The sequence below is a fragment of the Kineococcus sp. GCM10028916 genome, from assembly GCF_042674865.1.
GTDB lineage: Bacteria > Actinomycetota > Actinomycetes > Actinomycetales > Kineococcaceae > Kineococcus.
Genome location: NZ_JBHTFM010000013.1, coordinates 69,111 through 85,337, shown reverse-complemented (window position 1 = coordinate 85,337; position 16,227 = coordinate 69,111). Strand labels below are relative to the sequence as shown.

Here is a 16,227-nt window from a genome sequence, read left to right as displayed (position 1 = left end):
GTGTGGACACTCCGGCGGACCGGGCCTGCGTGGCGCTGCGGCGGCTGCTGCGCGAGGAACGGTTCCACCCCGGGGAGTCCCTCGGCAGCGAACGCGCTCTGGCCGAACGTCTCGGCGTCGGCCGGACCGTCCTGAGGCAGGCGCTGGAACGTCTCGAGGACGAGGGGGTGCTCCGGCGGTCCCTGGGCCGCCACGGTGGCGTCTTCGCCCACGACGGCCGGCTGGAACGGCACCTCAACACCACGCTCGGGGTTCCCGAGATGGTCCGCCGTCAGGGTCTGCAGGTGGCGACGCGGGTGCTCGGCGCGACCCTGGGCCTCGCCTGGCCCGACGAGGTCCGCAACCTGCGGCTCGCCCCCGACGAACCCGTCGTCTGCGTCGTGCGGCTCCGCCTGGTCGAGGGTGTGCCGTGGTCGCTGGACACCTCGGTGCTGCCGTCGCGTCGCTACCCGGGACTGCTGCACCACGACCTCACCGGTTCGCTGTACGCGGTGCTGACCGGCGAGTACGGCCTGGAACTCGACCACGCCGACGAGACGGTCGAGGCCGTCCCGGCCGACGGGGAACGGGCCGGGCTCCTCGAGGTCCCGCCCGGGTCGCCGTTGCTGGAGATCCGGCGGGTGGCCCACCAGGTCGACGGTTCACCCGTCGAGTACGCCCACGACTTCTTCCGGGCCGACCGCACCCGCGTGCACCTGCGGGAGCTCGGGACCAACTGGAAGCGGACCGTGCGACGATCCAGGGGTGACTCGACCGGGCGTTGACGTACCCGACCGCCGCGGCCGTACCGGTCTCGACCAGGTGGGCCGCGACCTCACGGGCAACCCGCGGGTGCGGATCCGCGACGTGCGCGTGCTCACCTCGAACTGGTTCGTGACCCGGACGACGACGTTCGACGTCCAGCACTCCGACGGGTCGTGGTCGACGGAGGAGCGCGAGACCTACGACCGCGGCGACGGAGCCACGATCCTGCTCTACGACGTGGCGGCCCGGACGATCCTGCTGACGCGGCAGTTCCGCCTCCCCGCCTACGTCAACGGCCACCCCGACGGGATGCTCGTCGAGACCGCCGCGGGCCTGCTGGACGCCGAGGACGCGGAGACGGCGGTCCGGCGCGAGACCGAGGAGGAACTCGGCCACCCCGTCGGGGAGGTCACCCACCTCTTCGACCTGTGGACCAGTCCCGGCTCCGTGACCGAACGCCTGCACTTCTTCGCCGCGCCCTACGCCCACGGCGACGTGGTGGCGGGCTCGCGCACCGGGGTCCGCCACGAGGGCGAGGACATCGAGGTGCTGGAACTCGACGTCGACGACGCGGTGTCGCGGATCGGCACCGGCATCGTCGACGCCAAGACCGTCCTGCTGCTGCAGTGGGCCGTCCTGAGCGGGCCGTTCGCCCGCTGAGGTCAGGGTTCCAGGTCGACGACCACGGCGGCGTGGTCGCTGGCCCAGACGCCGTCGACGGGTTCGGTGGCCACCAGTCGCACGGTGCGGACCGACCCCTCACCGGTGAACGGGGACAGCCCGACGAGGACGTGGTCGATGCGCGCGCTGGGCTGGTGCACGCGGGCGACGAAGGGGTTGCGCCGGTCCCAGGTGAACCCCGGGTCACCGGCCTCGGCGAACCGCCACGCGTCGACGAGCACGAACCCCGGGACGGGTCCCGCCGTGAGGTAGCCCGCGGCGAGCCGGAGTTCGTCGGACTCCGCGACGGCGTTGAAGTCGCCGGTCAGCACCGGGGGGTAGTGCTCGCCGCGCCGGAACCCGTCCGCCACGAACGGCACGAGCACGCCGACCTGGGCGAGGCGGACCGCGGACTCGGCGGGGGAGGAGTTCAGGTGGGTCGTGGTGAAGGGCAACGGCCGCCGCGGGGTGTCGACGAGCACCCGCAGCGCGGTGCGGCCCTCGTCCTCGTGACCGCCGGCGGGCAGTTCCGCGACGTCCTCGGCCAGGAACGGGTAGCGGCTGAGCACGGCGTTGCCGAACTGGAAGGTGTCGGCGCGCTCGGGGTCCTCGCCGTTCCAGACCAGCCGGCGCCGCCAGCGCTCGGGGGCGGGGGAGGGCGACCACGCGACGTGCATCCCGAGGCGTTCCCCGAGCCAGTGCGCGAGGTTCTCGTCGGCGTCGGCCCAGACCTCCTGCAGGCCCAGGACGTCGGGGCGCTCCTGCTCGAGCACGGCGAGGATCGATTCCCGGCGGGTGCGCCAGTCCCCGAAACGCCACCAGACGTTCCAGGTCATGACCCGCAGGGCCGTGGCGGGGTGCTCCGGTGGCGTGCTCATCTCGTCGTGCAGTCTTCCAACCCGCTCGCCCCGGCGCCTCAGGGGGTGCTCGTCGCGGTCGCGGTGGCGCTGCTGGTGGCCCTCGGGACGCTGGTCCCGTCCTCGGCGAGCTCGGCCATCCCGGGGAAGCTCGTCACCGTCGACCCCCAGCGCCGGGCCGCCCGGGCGTTGCGCACCAGGGCCGAGACCGCGAGGGGCCGGTCGGGGGCGCTCGTCGCGACGACGTCGGCGTAGGCGCCGGTCAGCCGCTCGGTCATCGTGGCGGCCAGCGCGGTCGCGGCCTCGGCCGTGGGCACGGCGGCGTCGTAGCCGACCGCGGCCTGCGCCGGGTCGCCACCGCGGGAGACGAGCACGTCGACGAGGTCGTCGCGGGCGACGCGGTGGGCGGCGAGGTCGGCCGCGGCCTCGGCGCGGCGGGGATCGGGGAGTCGCCCCTCGACGAGGGCGAAGCCGAACACCGCGGCGTGCTCACCGGCCAGGGCCGCCTGCAGCGCGGCGGTCCCCGCCCGGTCCTCGGGTTCGGAGGGGGTGGGGGTCGGCGTGGCGGGCGCCGGGGCGGCGGCCGGCAGCGCCACCGCGGGGGCGGCCACCCCGGTCGCGGCGCTGACGTCGTCGAGGAGGACGGCGCGGGAGGCGCCGACCGCGGCGAGCAGCCGCGCCATCCCGGCGCTCGGTGCGCGGTCGGTGCGGCTCGCGGCGGTCAGGGCGGAGGCGGTGGTCACCGCGAGGCGGTCCAGGACCGCGGCGGCGTCCACCGCCGCCGTCCCGCCCGAGCTGGTCACGCCGAACTGCTCCTCGCCCAGCGCCCGCAGGTGGGCCTCGCAGGCCTGCACCGCGAGGGTCGCCACGCTGCCCAGGGGTTCGGCGGCCCGGGCGGTGGGCAGCAGCAGTCCGAGCAGGTCGCGGGTGTCCGCGACCGCCGCGTCCCGGGCGTCGTCGTCGGGGCCCCGCTGCGCCGTCGGGGTGGTCTCCGCGCCGCTGACCCAGCGGACGTCGCAGCCGCCGAGGCCCAGGACGGCCAGGCCCGCACCGAGCCCGGACACGGCCCCGCGCAACGCCGTTCGGCGGGTCAGGGGCTGCACGGGGTGGCGGGGTGGGACGAGCACGCCCGCGATCGTCCCACCGTCCGCGACCGGTCCGGGACGGCCCCCGCAGCGGCTAGGCTGACCCGTCGTGCCCGGCCCGGTGGGTCGGCACGCCAGGACAACTCGAGAGCAGGGGAGGGAGCGGTCGTGCCGACGCTCGACGAGGCCGTGACCGCGGTGCTGACCCCGGTGTTCGCCACCGGGACCGAGATCGGTGCCGAACTGGCCCTCGACGAGGTGAGCGTCACGACCGCGGGCCGCCGCCAGGTGGTGCGGGTGGTCGTGGACCGCGCCGGTGACGAACCCGGCGACCTGGACATGGACGCCGTCGCCGCCGCCTCCACCGCCGTCTCGCAGGCCCTCGACGACTCCGACGTGCTGGGCGAGGTGCCCTACACGCTCGAGGTCTCCTCGCCCGGGGTCGACCGGCCGCTGACGACGCCGCGGCACTGGTCGCGCGCCCGGGGCCGCCTGGTCCTCGCGGTGCTCGCGGACGGGTCCACGCTGATGGTGCGGGTCGACTCGGTCGACGAGGCCGGGGTGCACACCGTCGGGGAACCCCAGATGGTGAAGGGCAAGCCGCCGCGGGCCAAGGACGTGGGGGCCCTGCGCCACCTCACCTGGGCCGAGCTGGTGCGCGGTGAGGTGCAGGTCGAGTTCCGCCGCCACGACGAGGACGTCGAGGACCTGGTGGCCGACCCCGACCAGCCGGACGAGGACGAGGACGACGACGCGGACGACGCGGACGACTTTGACGACGAGGGAACCGAGGACGAGCAGTGAACATCGACATGGCCGCGCTGCGGATGCTGGAGCGGGAGAGGGAGATCCCGTTCGAGACCCTCGTGCGGGCGATCGAGCAGGCCCTGCTCGTGGCCTACCACCGGACCGAGCACGAGGACCACAAGGCCCACCCCGACGCCCGCGTCGAGCTCGACCGCGCCAGCGGTGAGGTCCGCGTCCTGGCCAAGGACCGCGACGACGAGGGCCTGGTCACGGGTGAGTTCGACGACACCCCCTCGGGCTTCGGCCGGATCGCCGCGACGACCGCCCGTCAGGTGATCCTGCAGCGCCTGCGCGACGCGGAGGACGACGCGGTGCTCGGCGAGTACGCCGACACCGAGGGCGAGATCGTCTCCGGGGTGATCCAGCAGGGTCGCGACCCGCGGGTCGTCCAGGTCGACCTCGGCACCCTCGAGGGCGTGCTGCCCCCGCAGGAGCAGGTGCCCGGTGAGAAGTACGAGCACGGCAGCCGCATCCGCTGCTTCGTGGTCAGCGTGAAGAAGGGGCCCAAGGGGCCGCAGGTCGTGCTCAGCCGGTCCCACCCGATGCTGGTCCGCAAGTTGTTCGCCCTCGAGGTCCCCGAGATCGCCGACGGCACCGTGCAGATCACCGCGCTCTCGCGCGAGGCCGGTCACCGCTCAAAGATGGCCGTCCGCGCCATGCGGTCGGGGATCAACGCCAAGGGTGCCTGCATCGGCCCGATGGGTCAGCGCGTGCGCGCCGTGATGGCGGAACTGCACGGCGAGAAGGTCGACATCGTCGACCACTCCGACGATCCGGCGGAGTTCGTCGGCAACGCGCTCTCGCCGGCCCGGGTGAGCTCCGTCGAGGTGGTCGACCTCGCGGCCCGCTCCGCCCGGGTGATCGTCCCCGACTACCAGCTGTCGCTCGCGATCGGCAAGGAGGGCCAGAACGCCCGTCTCGCCGCGAAGCTGACCGGCTGGCGCATCGACATCCGCCCCGACACGGTCGCCGACACCGAGCCGTCCGCGAAGGCCCCGTCCGCGGACGAGGCCTGAGCAGGAAGGGCTACACTGGCGCCATCGTTACACTGCCTACGACCGGTCGTCCCGTTTCGGGTGTTGGCCGGCGCTCCGCGACGCCCGAGGCTCCAGGCCCGGTGCGTACCTGCGTGGGGTGCCGTCAACGGGACTCCCGGTCGACGCTGCTGAGGGTCGTCGTGGCACCGGACGAGGTGGGGAACCTCCTCGTCGACGTGCGGCGCCGGCTCCCGGGCCGGGGCGCGTGGTTGCACCTGAGCAGCGCGTGCCTGGAGCAGGCGGAGAAGCGACGGGCCCTGCCCCGTGCGCTGCGCCGTCCGGCTCCCCTCGAGGTCTCTGGCGTACGGTCCTACCTGGACTCGTGCTCGCACGGAGCCGTCGTCTCCACCACCACCGATGAGAGCGGGTCGAACAGCTGATGAGCACCCGATGAGTCTCCACCGATGAATCCCCCCGACTGATGACGGTCCGCGCCCGGTAGAGACGAGCCCGGACCAAGAACAGGAGTGAAGTGGCAAAGGTCCGGGTCTACGAGCTCGCCAAGGAGTTCGGAGTCGAGAGCAAGGTCGTTCTGGCCACGCTCAAGGAGATGGGCGAGTTCGTGCGTTCTGCGAGCTCGACCGTCGAGCCGCCGGTCATCCGGCGGTTGAAGGACAAGTTCCCCACCGAGGGTGGCGCTGCCGCCGCTCGTCCGGCCCCGGCGGTGAAGCCGGGTCCGCGCATGCCCCCGGGCGCCCGTCCGGGTCCCGCCGCGCGTCCCCAGGCGCCGGCTCCCTCGCAGCCGGCTCCGGCCGCCGAGGTCGCGCCGACGCCCAGCCCGGCTGCTCCGGCACCAAGCACCGAGGCGAGCCCCGCTCCCTCGATCCCGCAGCCGGCGTTCCAGGCGCCGCCCGCCGTTCCCGCCGAGCGTCCCGCCGCTGCCGCCGCGCAGCGTCCGTCCGCTCCGGCTCCGCAGCGTCCCGCCCCGGCCGGTCGTCCCTCGACCCCGCCGGCCGCGGGTGGTCCCGGTCAGGGTCCCCGTCCGGGTGCCCGTCCCGCGGGTCCCGGTGGCCCCGGCGCGCGTCCGGGTGCTCCCGGCGCGGGTGGCCCCGGTGCGCGTCGTCCGGGTCCGGGCGACCGTCCCGAGCGCAGCGACCGTCCGCAGGGCGACCGACCCGAGCGTGGTGAGCGTCCGCAGGGCGACCGTCCCCGCAGCGACCGCCCGCAGGGTGAGCGTCCGCAGGGTGACCGCCAGCAGGGCGACCGTCCCCAGGGTGACCGTCCCGGTCGTCCGGGCGCGCCCGGTGGCGCTCCGCGTCCCGGCGCGGGTGCACCGCGTCCGGGCAACAACCCCTTCGCGCCCAGCCAGGGCATGCCCCGCAGTCAGGGCGGTCCCGGTGGCCAGGGCGGTCCCGGCGGTGCGCCGCGTCCGGGCAACAACCCGTTCGCGTCCAACCAGGGCATGCCCCGTCCCCAGGGTGGGCCCCGTCCCAGCCCGGCCGGTCCCGGTGGCCCCCGTCCCGGTGGTCCCCGTCCCAACCCCGGCATGATGCCGGCGCGCCCGACGGTCGGCCGTCCGGGTGCGGGTGCCGGTCGTCCGGGTGCGCCCGGTCGCGGCGGCCCCGGTGGCGCTCGTGGTGGTGCGGGCGGCGGCGGTTTCGCCGGTCGTCCCGGCGGTCCCGGTGCCGGTGGCGGCGGTTTCGCCGGTCGTCCCGGTGGTGGCAGTGGTGGTCCTCGCGGCAACCGCGGCGGCACCCAGGGTGCGTTCGGTCGCGCCGGTGGTCGTCCCGTCCGTGGGCGCAAGTCCAAGCGGGCGAAGCGCCAGGAGTACGAAGCGATGCAGGCGCCCGCCGTCGGCGGTGTGTCCGTCCGTCACGGTGACGGGACCACGGTCCTGCGCATCCGTCGCGGCGCCTCGGTCAGCGACTTCGCCGAGCGCATCGACGCCGACCCCGCGGCGCTGGTGACGATCCTCTTCCACCTGGGCGAGATGGTCACCGCGACCGCCTCCCTGGACGAGGACACGTTCCAGCTGCTCGGCAACGAGCTCGGCTACGTCGTCGAGGTCGTCTCCCCCGAGGACGAGGAGCGCGAGCTGCTCGCGGGCTTCTCCATCGACCTCGACGCCGAACTCGAGGCCGAGGGTGACGACGACCTGTCGGCGCGTCCGCCGGTCGTCACCGTCATGGGTCACGTCGACCACGGCAAGACGAAGCTGCTCGACGCCATCCGCTCCTCCGACGTCGTGGCGAAGGAGGCCGGTGGCATCACCCAGCACATCGGCGCCTACCAGGTCGTCAAGGAGCACGAGGGGATCGAACGTCCGATCACCTTCATCGACACCCCGGGTCACGAGGCCTTCACGGCCATGCGTGCCCGTGGTGCCAAGGTCACCGACATCGCGATCCTCGTGGTGGCGGCCGACGACGGTGTGATGCCCCAGACCATCGAGGCGCTCAACCACGCCCAGGCGGCCGACGTCCCGATCGTCGTCGCGGTCAACAAGGTCGACAAGGACGGCGCGAACCCGGACAAGGTCCGTCAGCAGCTGACCGAGTACAACCTGGTGGCCGAGGAGTACGGCGGCGACACGATGTTCGTCAACGTGTCCGCGAAGCAGGGCATGGGTCTGGACAGCCTCCTCGAGGCCGTCCTGCTCACCGCCGACGCCTCGCTGGACCTGCGGGCGAACGCCGAGAAGGACGCTCGCGGTGTGGCGATCGAGGGCAACCTCGACAAGGGCCGCGGCCCCGTCGCCACCGTCCTGGTCCAGTCCGGGACGCTGCACGTCGGTGACGCGATCGTCGCGGGGACCGGCTACGGCCGAGTCCGCGCGATGCTCGACGAGAACGGCGACGCCGTGTCGGAGGCGACCCCGTCGCGTCCGGTCCAGGTGCTCGGCCTGACCTCGGTCCCCGGCGCCGGCGACACCTTCCTGGTGGCTCCGGACGACCGCACGGCCCGTCAGATCGCGGAGAAGCGCGAGGCGCAGGAGCGCAACGCGGCTCTGGCGAAGGCGCGCAAGCGCATCTCGCTGGAGGACTTCACCGCCGCGCTGCAGCGGGGCAAGGTCGAGAGCCTCAACCTCATCCTCAAGGGTGACGGTGCGGGTTCGGTCGAAGCCCTCGAGGACGCGCTGTACAAGATCGACGTCGGCGAAGAGGTCGAACTGCGGGTGATCGACCGTGGTGTCGGTGCGGTGACGAAGAACAACGTCAACCTCGCCGTCGCCTCGAACGCGATCATCATCGGCTTCAACGTGCGGCCGGAGCAGCAGACCAAGGAGTACGCCGACCGCGAGGGCGTCGACATCCGCTTCTACTCGGTGATCTACGCGGCCATCGAGGACGTCGAGGCGTCCTTGAAGGGTCTGCTCAAGCCCGAGTACGAAGAGGTCCAGCTCGGTACGGCGGAGATCCGCGAGATCTTCCGCTCGTCCAAGTTCGGCAACATCGCGGGTACGTTGGTCCGCTCGGGTCTGATCCGACGCAACTCCAAGGCGCGTGTCCTGCGCAAGGGGGTCGTGCACGGGGACAACCTGACGATCGAGTCGCTGCGACGGTTCAAGGACGACGCCACCGAGGTCCGCGAGGGCTACGAGTGCGGTATCGGCCTGGGCTCGTACAACGACCTCCAGATCGACGACGTCATCGAGACGTACGAGATGCAGGAGAAGCCGCGCGGCTGATCGGCCACGCGCTCTACCCGGTGGCCGGGGCGGAACCCCTTCGGGTTCCGCCCCGGCTGTCACCCCCAGAGAGTCATGTTCACTGCAACGCTCACCGTCGACCTGCTGCTGGGCGACGTCCACTCCCTCAAGGGCAAGCGCAGCATCGTGCGCCCGCTGGTGGCCGAACTGCGCCGCTCCTTCGAGGTCGCGGCCGCGGAGACCGGGCACCTCGACCTGCACCGTCGGGCCGAGGTCGCGCTCGCCGTGGTGGCGCCGGACGCCGCCCACTGCACCGACGTCCTCGACCGGTGCGAACGGCTGATCGCCGCCCACCCCGAGTTCCAGATCCTCTCCGCCCGCCGGCAGTTCCTGTCGTCGGACGACTGACACCCCGAACGTTCAGGAGTTCCCCGTGGCGGACCCCACCCGCGCCCGCAAGCTCGCCGACCGCATCAAGGTCATCGTGGCGGACGCGCTCGAGAAGCGCGTGAAGGACCCTCGTCTGGGGTTCCTCACCATCACCGACGCCCGCGTCACCAACGACCTGCAGCACGCGACGCTGTTCTACACCGTCTTCGGCAGCGACGAGGAGAAGCAGGGCACCGCGCTGGCGCTGGAGTCGGCCAAGGGCGTGCTGCGCTCCGAGGTCGGCAAGCGCACCGGCATCCGGCTGACCCCGACGCTCACCTTCACCTTGGACGAGATCCCGGAGACGGCGACGCAGATCCAGGACCTGCTGAAGGTCGCGGCCGAGCAGGACGCCCGTGTCGCCGCCCTGGCCGCGAGCGCCCAGCCCGCCGGTGAGGCCGACCCGTACAAGAAGCCCGTCGCCGTCGACGACGAGTGGGACGACGACGACGAGACCGACGACGAGACCGAGGACGACGACGTCGCGGAAGCCGACCCGCGAGCCTGACGTGCGTGGCACGCTGAGGTGATGGACCAGCCGTCGTTCCCCGACCTCGACCAGACCTCCGACGGGTTCTTCGGCGCGTTCCCGACGTTCTTCGGCGTCGGCCTGGCGGTCATCGCCCTGGTCGGGGTCGCGGTCGTCGTGGGCGGGATCGTGATGACCGTCCGCGCCCGCCGGCGCTCGGCGGACGCGACCCGGCTGAGGACGGAGGGCCGCAAGGCCACCGGCGTCGTCATCGACAACCAGGTCCACAGCCACCACGAGCACCGGATGACCTTCGCCCCGGTTGTGCGCTTCGAGGCCGACGGCCGGGAGGTCGTCGTGGTGGGGGACCAGCGCTGGAACCGGTCCTTCGTCACCGGCCGCCCCGCCGAGGTCCTCTACGACCCTGCCGCCCCCGACCGCGCCCACGTGCGGGCCGAGGGCGGCAGCGTCTTCGGGGGCGGGACGAGCGGGGTGTTCCTCGCCGTCTTCGGGATCGCGTTCCTGGTGCTCGTCGCGGTGATGGCGAACGTGGTGCGCTCCGTCTTCTAGCTGTACCGCCCGGCGACGGCGACCGGCGCGACCTGCACCTCTCCCCGCGGGGCCGAGACGAACCCCGCCCGTCCGGGGACGAAGAGCGCGACGACCGCGGCCAGCGCGACGGCCCCCGCACCCGCCCAGACGGCCGTCGGGGCACCCGCGACGAAACCCGTGGGCGTGAGCGATCCGCCGGCGTCCTGGAAGACCAGGGTGAGCACGGCGACACCGAGGGCGAGACCGATCTCGCGCAGTGTCGTGTTGGCGGAGCTGGCCGTCGCGTGGTCGGCGCCGTCGAGACCGTGCAGGACGGCCGTCGCGGAGGGCGCGAAGACCAGCGCCGTCCCGAACCCGGCGAGCACGAGGCCGGGCACGAGGTCGAGGTAGACGGTGTCGGGGGTGATGTGCGCCGCGATCCAGCCGAGGCCGGCGGTGGTGAGGACGAGCCCGCCCACCAGCAGCGGCCGCGGTCCGATCCGGCCGGCGAGGATCCCCGCGACCGGCGCGACGAGCATCGGCAGCGCGGTCCAGGGCAGCGTGCGGATCCCGGCCTGCAGCGGTGTGTAGCCCATGGCGATCTGCAGCTCCTGGGTCAGCAGGAAGACCGACCCCATCGCGCCGAGCTGGAAGAGGAACATCAGGCCGTTGGCCGCGGTGAAGCTGCGGGAGCGGAACAGCCGCAGGGGCAGCAGCGGGAAGCGCGCGGTGCGCTGGCGCACCAGGAAGGCGAGCAGCGCCAGGACGCCGAGGGCCAGTGGCAGCAGGACCGCGGTGGATCCCCAGCCGTCGGCGTCGGCGTGCACGACGGCCCAGACGATCCCGACGACGGCTGCGGCGCCGAGGACGGTGCCGGCCACGTCGACGGGGACGCGACGACCACGGGACTCGGGCAGGGCCCAGAGGATGAGCGGCAGGGCGATCACGGCGACGGGGACGTTGACCCAGAAGATCCACTGCCAGCTGAGGCCGTCGATGACGGCCCCGCCGATGACCGGCCCGAGCGCGACGCCGAGACCGGTGACCCCGCCCCAGATGCCGATGGCCGCGGCGCGGCGTTCCGGCGGGACGGCGGCGGCGACCAGGGCCAGGGACAGCGGGGTGATGGCGGCCGCTCCGACCCCCTGCACCGCGCGGGCGGCGATGAGGGTCTCGGGAGACCCGGAGAGCGCCGCGGCGATCGAGCCGAGGGTGAAGACGACCAGCCCGAGGAGGAAGACCCGGCGCCGGCCCCAGCGGTCCCCGGCGGTGGCGGCGCCGAGCATCAGTGCGGCGAAGGTGAGGGTGAAGGCGTTCACCACCCACTGCAGCTGGCCCAGGGAGGCGCCGAGGTCGCGGTGCAGGACGGGCAGGGCGCCGGTCACCACGAGGTTGTCGAGGGTGGCCATGAACACGGGCAGCGACGCGGCGACGATCGCCAGCGCCGGGTGCACCCGGCGGGGTGCGGTGTGGGTGGACACGGGGGACCTCCGGAGAAGGCATCGGATGATTACTAGACGGTAGGCATCGACTGATATCTTGTCAACGTGAGCCCCGAGACCAGTCCGAAGCGGATGTCCAAGGACGACCGGCGCGAGCAGATCCTCGACGCCGCGGCCCACGTCGTCGCCCGGGTGGGGCTGGCCGGGGCCAGCACCGACGTCATCGCGGCCGAGGCCGGCGTCTCGCAGCCCTACGTGGTGCGCACCTTCGGGGGCAAGCAACCGCTGCTCGACGCGCTCTTCCAGCGGGTGTCCGACCGCGTCGTCGCGGCCTTCGAGAACGCCCCCGCGCAGGGCGACGCCGCGGAGTGCCTGGGGCAGGCCTACCTGCGCCTCGTCGAGGACCGTGACGTCCTGCTGCTGCTCATGCACGGGTTCACCGCCGCCGGGTCCGAACCGGTCATCGGCGACACCGTGCGCGGCTGCGTGGACGCGGTTCAGCGGATCTGTCGCGAACGCCTCGGCAGCGACGCCCGTGCGGCGGACTTCGTCGCACAGGGCATGCTGCTCAACGTGCTGCTCTGCCTGGACTCCTGGAACCACCCCGACCTGCCGGACCTCACCGCGCTCGCGACGACGGCCGCCTCGGCCGCCGAGCTGGTGGCGAAGGGGCAGGGCCGGTGAGCGAGCGGACCACGCGACCCGGCGTCGGTGACGGCATCCTCGTCGTCGACAAGCCCGCCGGCTGGACCAGCCACGACGTCGTCGGCCGCTGTCGTCGCCTCCTCGGCACGCGCCGTGTCGGCCACGCCGGCACCCTCGACCCGGCCGCGACGGGTGTGCTCGTGCTCGGGGCCAACCGGGGGACGAAGTTCCTCACCCACCTCGTCGCCCACGACAAGGCCTACACCGCGACGATCCGGCTCGGCGTCGCCACCGTCACCGACGACGCCGAAGGTGAACCGGTCGGCGCCCCCGTCGACGCCACGGGCCTCGCGGAGCACGCGGTCGCGCACGCCGTCGACGCGCTGACGGGGGACATCCAGCAGGTCCCGAGCTCGGTGAGCGCCATCAAGGTCGACGGGCAGCGCAGCTACGCCCGGGTCCGGGGGGGACAGGAGGTCGACCTGCCCGCCCGCCCCGTCACCGTCTCCCGCTTCGAGGTCCTCGACCGCCGCCCCGTCGGGGGGTTCCTCGACCTCGACGTCGTCGTGGAGGTCACCAGCGGCACCTACGTCCGCGCGCTGGCCCGCGACCTCGGCACCGCCCTCGGCGTCGGGGGGCACCTGACCGCGTTGCGCCGCACCCGGTCCGGTCCGTTCACGCTCGAGGAGGCGTTCACCCTCGAGCAGGTCGAGGCGGATCCCGTCGTGCAGTCCCTCGCCGACGTCGCCCGGCGCCTGTTCCCGGTCCGCGACCTCGACGCGCAGGACGTGGCCAAGGTCTCCAACGGGGGGTTCCTCCCGGCCGGCGGCGATCCCGGGCCGGTCGGCGCCTTCGCCCCCGACGGGACGCTCGTCGCCCTCCTCGGCGACACCGCCCGCGGCGCGAAACCCCTCCTGGTGCTGACCCCGGCGAGCTGACCTCCCCTGTCCGGGAGCTCTACGGGCCGGGCCCGCCGCGGCCGATGAGCTCCAGGAGCTGCTCGGGTTGGGCCCAGGCGTCGTCCCCGGTGGCCGAGGAGCGCAACCGCGTCACGTGGACACCGTGGCGCAGCAGGTCTGCCGCCAGGTCGGGGGGCAGCAGGTCGGCCGGTCGCAGCCGCAACACCCGGTGGCGGGTGAACTCGTCCAGTTCCCCCCACCACCGCTCCAGTGAGTTGCGCGCCGGCACACCACATGGTGGCCCGCGGTCGTCGCGACCGCGGGCCGGTGCGTGTCGCGCCTCAGGCGGCGGGTCCGCCGGACTTCAGGGCGGCGAGGCGGGCCTCGACGTCGAGGTCGGTGGAGGCGTCCTCCAGCGAGGCGAACTGCGCGTCGAGGGAGTCGGCCTGCAGTTCGGCCTGGCCCGCGACCCGGGCCTCCTCGCGGCGCACCCGGTCCTCGAAGCGGGACAGCTCGGAGGTGGGGTCGAGGACGTTGAGGGACCCGATCGCCGACTGCACCTGCGACTGGGCCTTCGCGGCCGCCGCGCGCGCGACGAGCTGGTCGCGCTTGGTCCTCAGCTCGCTCAGCTTCTCCTTCATCGCGGTCAGGCCGAACTTGAGCTTGACCACGACCTCGGTCTGCGCCGCGATCTGGGGAGCGGCGTCGGCGACCTCCTGCTCGAAGGTGATCTGCCGCTTCAGCGCCACCTTGGCCAGCTCGTCGAAGCGGTCGGCCTCCGGGGCCTGGCCCGCGGCGCGCAGGCTGTCGGCCTTCGCGGACGCGGCAGCGGCCTTGCGGCCCCACTCGCTCACGGCGGCGACGTCGTCGTCGCGGTCGGCCTCGGCCAGACGCAGGTTGCCGATCGTCTGCGCGATCGCCGCCTCCGCCTCGGAGATGTTGCTGGTGTAGTCGCGGACCATCTGGTCCAGCATCTTGGCGGGGTCCTCCGCGGAGTCGATCAACGCGTTGACGTTCGCGCGCGCCAACTGCGCGATGCGGCCCAGGATCGTCTGCTTCTCAGCCATGCCGCTGATCCTCCCGCACCGGACGGGCCTGCGGGAGCTTGGTCCCGATGACCTGGTCGATGATGTCGCGCGCGACGGTCTGGGCGGTGAGCCCGGCGTCCTGGAGGATCTCGCCCCGGGACGCGTGGTCGAGGAACTCGTCGGGCAGTCCGAGCTCGTTGACGCCGGTGTCGACGCCCGCCGCCCGCAGGTCCTGACGCAGCCGGGTACCGATCCCGCCGACCCGCACCCCGTCCTCGATGGTGACGACGAGGCGGTGCTCGCGGGAGAGCTCGACGAGCGACGTCGCGATCGGCACGACCCAGCGCGGGTCGACGACGGTGGCGCCGATGCCCTGGGCCTCCAGCAGGGCCGCGGCCTCCAGCGCCATGCCGGCCATCGACCCGACGGCCACGAGCAGCACGTCGCGGGAGCCTTCGCCGGGCTGGTGCAGGACGTCCACCCCGTCCGCCAGCCGCTCCAGCGCCGGCACGTCCGCGGCCACCGAACCCCGGGGGAAGCGCAGCACGGTGGGCCCGTCGTCGACGAGGACGGCCTCACCCAGTTCCTCCCGCAGGGTCCCCGCGTCGCGGGGGGCGGCGATGCGGATGCCGGGCACGACCTGCAGCAGCGCGAGGTCCCACATGCCGTGGTGGCTGGGACCGTCGGGTCCCGTCACCCCGGCCCGGTCGAGGACGAACGTGACCCCCGCCTTGTGCAGCGCGACGTCCATCAGGACCTGGTCGAACGCGCGGTTCACGAAGGTCGCGTAGAGCGCCACCACCGGGTGCAACCCCGCGTAGGCGAGGCCCGCGGCGCTGGTGACGGCGTGCTGCTCGGCGATGCCGACGTCGAAGACGCGGTCGGGGTGGCGTTCCTGGAAGCGGTGCAACCCGGTGGGACGCAACATGGCCGCGGTGATGGCGACGAGCTTGGGGTGCCGGTCGCCGAGGTCGGCGAGCTCGTCGGCGAACACCGACGTCCAGCCCTGGGCGCTGGAGGTCTCCAGGGGTTCGCCCGTCGTCGGGTCGATCTTGCCGACGGCGTGGAACTGGTCGGCCTGGTCGCGCAGGGCGGGCTCGAAGCCGTGGCCCTTCTCCGTGATGGCGTGCACGAGGACCGGGGTCCCGTAGTCACGGGCCTGGCGCAGCGCCTCCTCCATCGCCTGCTGGTCGTGCCCGTCGACGGGACCGACGTACTTGATGTCGAGGTTGGAGTACAGCGCCTCGTTGTCGGTGAGCCGGGCCAGGAACCCGCGCATGCCGCCGCGCAGCCCCCGGTACACGGCCCGCCCGGGGGTGCCGAAGCGGTCGGCCGCGGCCTGGCTCTTCTCGTGCAGCCGGCGGTACTCGCGGCGGGTGCGGACGGTGCTGAGGAAGCGCGCCATCCCGCCGATCGTGGCCCCGTAGGACCGTCCGTTGTCGTTGACGATGATGATCAGCCGGCGGTCGTTGTCGTGGGAGATGTTGTTCAGCGCCTCCCACGTCATGCCCCCGGTGAGGGCGCCGTCGCCGACGACGGCCACCACGGTCCGGTGGGACTGCCCGTTGAGCTGGAAGCCGCGCGAGATGCCGTCCGCCCAGGACAACGAGGAGGAGGCGTGCGAAGACTCGACGATGTCGTGCTCGGACTCGCTCCGTTGCGGGTAGCCGGCGAGGCCGCCCCGTTCGCGCAGGTGCGAGAAGTCCTGCCGGCCGGTGACGAGCTTGTGCACGTAGGACTGGTGGCCGGTGTCGAAGACGAAGGGGTCCTTCGGCGAGTCGAAGACCCGGTGCATCGCCAGCGTCAGCTCCACGACCCCGAGGTTGGGGCCGAGGTGCCCGCCGGTCTTCGCGACCTCGGCGACGAGGAAGCGACGGATCTCGGCGGCGAGCTGCACCGTCTGGGCGTGCGAGAGGCGCTTGAGGTCCTGGGGGGACCGGATCGAATCGAGCAGGGTCACGAACACTTCCTCTCGGGCCAGGGCCAGGTCAGCTTAGGCCTGTGG

General features: G+C 73.3%; 17 protein-coding genes. 11 read left to right on the top strand and 6 right to left on the bottom strand.

The genetic code is table 11. From position 1 onward, the window contains the following. Positions 1-2: 2 nt before the first annotated feature. Both ACFQ46_RS11830 and ACFQ46_RS11825 read left to right on the top strand, forming a co-directional pair. The gene (locus ACFQ46_RS11830) at positions 3-764 is read left to right on the top strand and encodes a GntR family transcriptional regulator (protein WP_380259685.1); all 762 of its coding nucleotides are present in this window, start codon (positions 3-5) and stop codon (positions 762-764) included. After that, positions 745-1,404: an NUDIX domain-containing protein gene (locus tag ACFQ46_RS11825; RefSeq protein ID WP_380259684.1), complete on the top strand. Its 660-nt coding sequence runs from the start codon at positions 745-747 to the stop codon at positions 1,402-1,404. The genes ACFQ46_RS11830 and ACFQ46_RS11825 overlap by 20 nt, the downstream gene beginning before the upstream one ends. A 2-nt stretch (positions 1,405-1,406) precedes the next feature. On the opposite strand, the gene ACFQ46_RS11820 is transcribed toward ACFQ46_RS11825, so the two are convergent. Next, complete coding sequence (locus ACFQ46_RS11820) at positions 1,407-2,282, bottom strand: endonuclease/exonuclease/phosphatase family protein (protein ID WP_380259683.1); 876 nt, start codon at positions 2,280-2,282, stop codon at positions 1,407-1,409. A 38-nt stretch (positions 2,283-2,320) separates the two neighbouring features. Beyond that, complete coding sequence (locus ACFQ46_RS11815; RefSeq protein WP_380259682.1) at positions 2,321-3,388, bottom strand: ferritin-like domain-containing protein; 1,068 nt, start codon at positions 3,386-3,388, stop codon at positions 2,321-2,323. A gap of 126 nt (positions 3,389-3,514) precedes the next feature. Between ACFQ46_RS11815 and ACFQ46_RS11810 the strand changes: the two genes are divergently transcribed. The 7 genes from ACFQ46_RS11810 to ACFQ46_RS11780 all read left to right on the top strand — a co-directional run bounded on the left by ACFQ46_RS11810 (position 3,515) and on the right by ACFQ46_RS11780 (position 10,247). Then, positions 3,515-4,150 carry a ribosome maturation factor RimP gene (locus tag ACFQ46_RS11810; RefSeq protein ID WP_380259681.1) on the top strand — a complete coding sequence of 212 codons (636 nt, stop codon included), beginning with the start codon at positions 3,515-3,517 and terminating at the stop codon, positions 4,148-4,150. Continuing rightward, the gene (gene nusA, locus ACFQ46_RS11805) at positions 4,147-5,169 is read left to right on the top strand and encodes a transcription termination factor NusA (protein ID WP_380259680.1); all 1,023 of its coding nucleotides are present in this window, start codon (positions 4,147-4,149) and stop codon (positions 5,167-5,169) included. Before ACFQ46_RS11810 ends, nusA begins: the two co-directional genes overlap by 4 nt. Before the next feature lie 101 nt (positions 5,170-5,270). Further along, positions 5,271-5,570, top strand: a complete 300-nt coding sequence (locus ACFQ46_RS11800; RefSeq protein ID WP_380259679.1) for a YlxR family protein — start codon at positions 5,271-5,273, stop codon at positions 5,568-5,570. A gap of 92 nt (positions 5,571-5,662) precedes the next feature. Further along, a complete protein-coding gene (infB, locus tag ACFQ46_RS11795; RefSeq protein WP_380259678.1) occupies positions 5,663-8,818 on the top strand; it encodes a translation initiation factor IF-2 in 3,156 nt (1,051 codons plus the stop codon). Between the two features lie 75 nt (positions 8,819-8,893). Further along, positions 8,894-9,187, top strand: a complete 294-nt coding sequence (locus ACFQ46_RS11790) for a DUF503 domain-containing protein (protein WP_328292028.1) — start codon at positions 8,894-8,896, stop codon at positions 9,185-9,187. 25 nt (positions 9,188-9,212) lie between these two features. After that, on the top strand, positions 9,213-9,716 hold the full coding sequence (gene rbfA / locus ACFQ46_RS11785; RefSeq protein ID WP_380259677.1) for a 30S ribosome-binding factor RbfA: 504 nt from the start codon (positions 9,213-9,215) through the stop codon (positions 9,714-9,716). A 21-nt stretch (positions 9,717-9,737) separates the two neighbouring features. After that, positions 9,738-10,247, top strand: a complete 510-nt coding sequence (locus ACFQ46_RS11780) for a DUF3592 domain-containing protein (protein ID WP_328292026.1) — start codon at positions 9,738-9,740, stop codon at positions 10,245-10,247. On the opposite strand, the gene ACFQ46_RS11775 is transcribed toward ACFQ46_RS11780, so the two are convergent. Next, positions 10,244-11,689 carry a DHA2 family efflux MFS transporter permease subunit gene (locus ACFQ46_RS11775; RefSeq protein ID WP_380259676.1) on the bottom strand — a complete coding sequence of 482 codons (1,446 nt, stop codon included), beginning with the start codon at positions 11,687-11,689 and terminating at the stop codon, positions 10,244-10,246. The two genes, ACFQ46_RS11780 and ACFQ46_RS11775, sit on opposite strands and share 4 nt — an antisense overlap. Positions 11,690-11,755: 66 nt before the next feature. Between ACFQ46_RS11775 and ACFQ46_RS11770 the strand changes: the two genes are divergently transcribed. Beyond that, the gene (locus ACFQ46_RS11770; RefSeq protein WP_380259675.1) at positions 11,756-12,334 is read left to right on the top strand and encodes a TetR/AcrR family transcriptional regulator; all 579 of its coding nucleotides are present in this window, start codon (positions 11,756-11,758) and stop codon (positions 12,332-12,334) included. Next, positions 12,331-13,233: a tRNA pseudouridine(55) synthase TruB gene (truB, locus tag ACFQ46_RS11765; RefSeq protein WP_380259674.1), complete on the top strand. Its 903-nt coding sequence runs from the start codon at positions 12,331-12,333 to the stop codon at positions 13,231-13,233. Before ACFQ46_RS11770 ends, truB begins: the two co-directional genes overlap by 4 nt. Before the next feature lie 19 nt (positions 13,234-13,252). On the opposite strand, the gene ACFQ46_RS11760 is transcribed toward truB, so the two are convergent. Genes ACFQ46_RS11760 through dxs form a run of 3 tightly spaced genes read right to left on the bottom strand, consistent with a single transcriptional unit; the run spans position 13,253 to position 16,182 of the window. Continuing rightward, a complete protein-coding gene (locus tag ACFQ46_RS11760) occupies positions 13,253-13,483 on the bottom strand; it encodes a hypothetical protein (RefSeq protein WP_380259673.1) in 231 nt (76 codons plus the stop codon). A gap of 52 nt (positions 13,484-13,535) precedes the next feature. Continuing rightward, positions 13,536-14,261 carry a PspA/IM30 family protein gene (locus ACFQ46_RS11755; RefSeq protein WP_380259672.1) on the bottom strand — a complete coding sequence of 242 codons (726 nt, stop codon included), beginning with the start codon at positions 14,259-14,261 and terminating at the stop codon, positions 13,536-13,538. Further along, positions 14,254-16,182, bottom strand: a complete 1,929-nt coding sequence (gene dxs / locus ACFQ46_RS11750) for a 1-deoxy-D-xylulose-5-phosphate synthase (protein ID WP_380259671.1) — start codon at positions 16,180-16,182, stop codon at positions 14,254-14,256. The genes ACFQ46_RS11755 and dxs overlap by 8 nt, the downstream gene beginning before the upstream one ends. Between the last annotated feature and the right edge of the window lie 45 nt (positions 16,183-16,227).

Excerpts from the sequence above, each read along its gene's own strand:
- ACFQ46_RS11820 (WP_380259683.1), bottom strand. The coding sequence starts at position 2,282 with ATGAGCACGCCACCGGAGCACCCCGCCACGGCCCTGCGGGTCATGACC.
- ACFQ46_RS11790 (WP_328292028.1), top strand. The coding sequence starts at position 8,894 with ATGTTCACTGCAACGCTCACCGTCGACCTGCTGCTGGGCGACGTCCAC.
- ACFQ46_RS11780 (WP_328292026.1), top strand. The coding sequence starts at position 9,738 with ATGGACCAGCCGTCGTTCCCCGACCTCGACCAGACCTCCGACGGGTTC.
- ACFQ46_RS11755 (WP_380259672.1), bottom strand. The coding sequence starts at position 14,261 with ATGGCTGAGAAGCAGACGATCCTGGGCCGCATCGCGCAGTTGGCGCGC.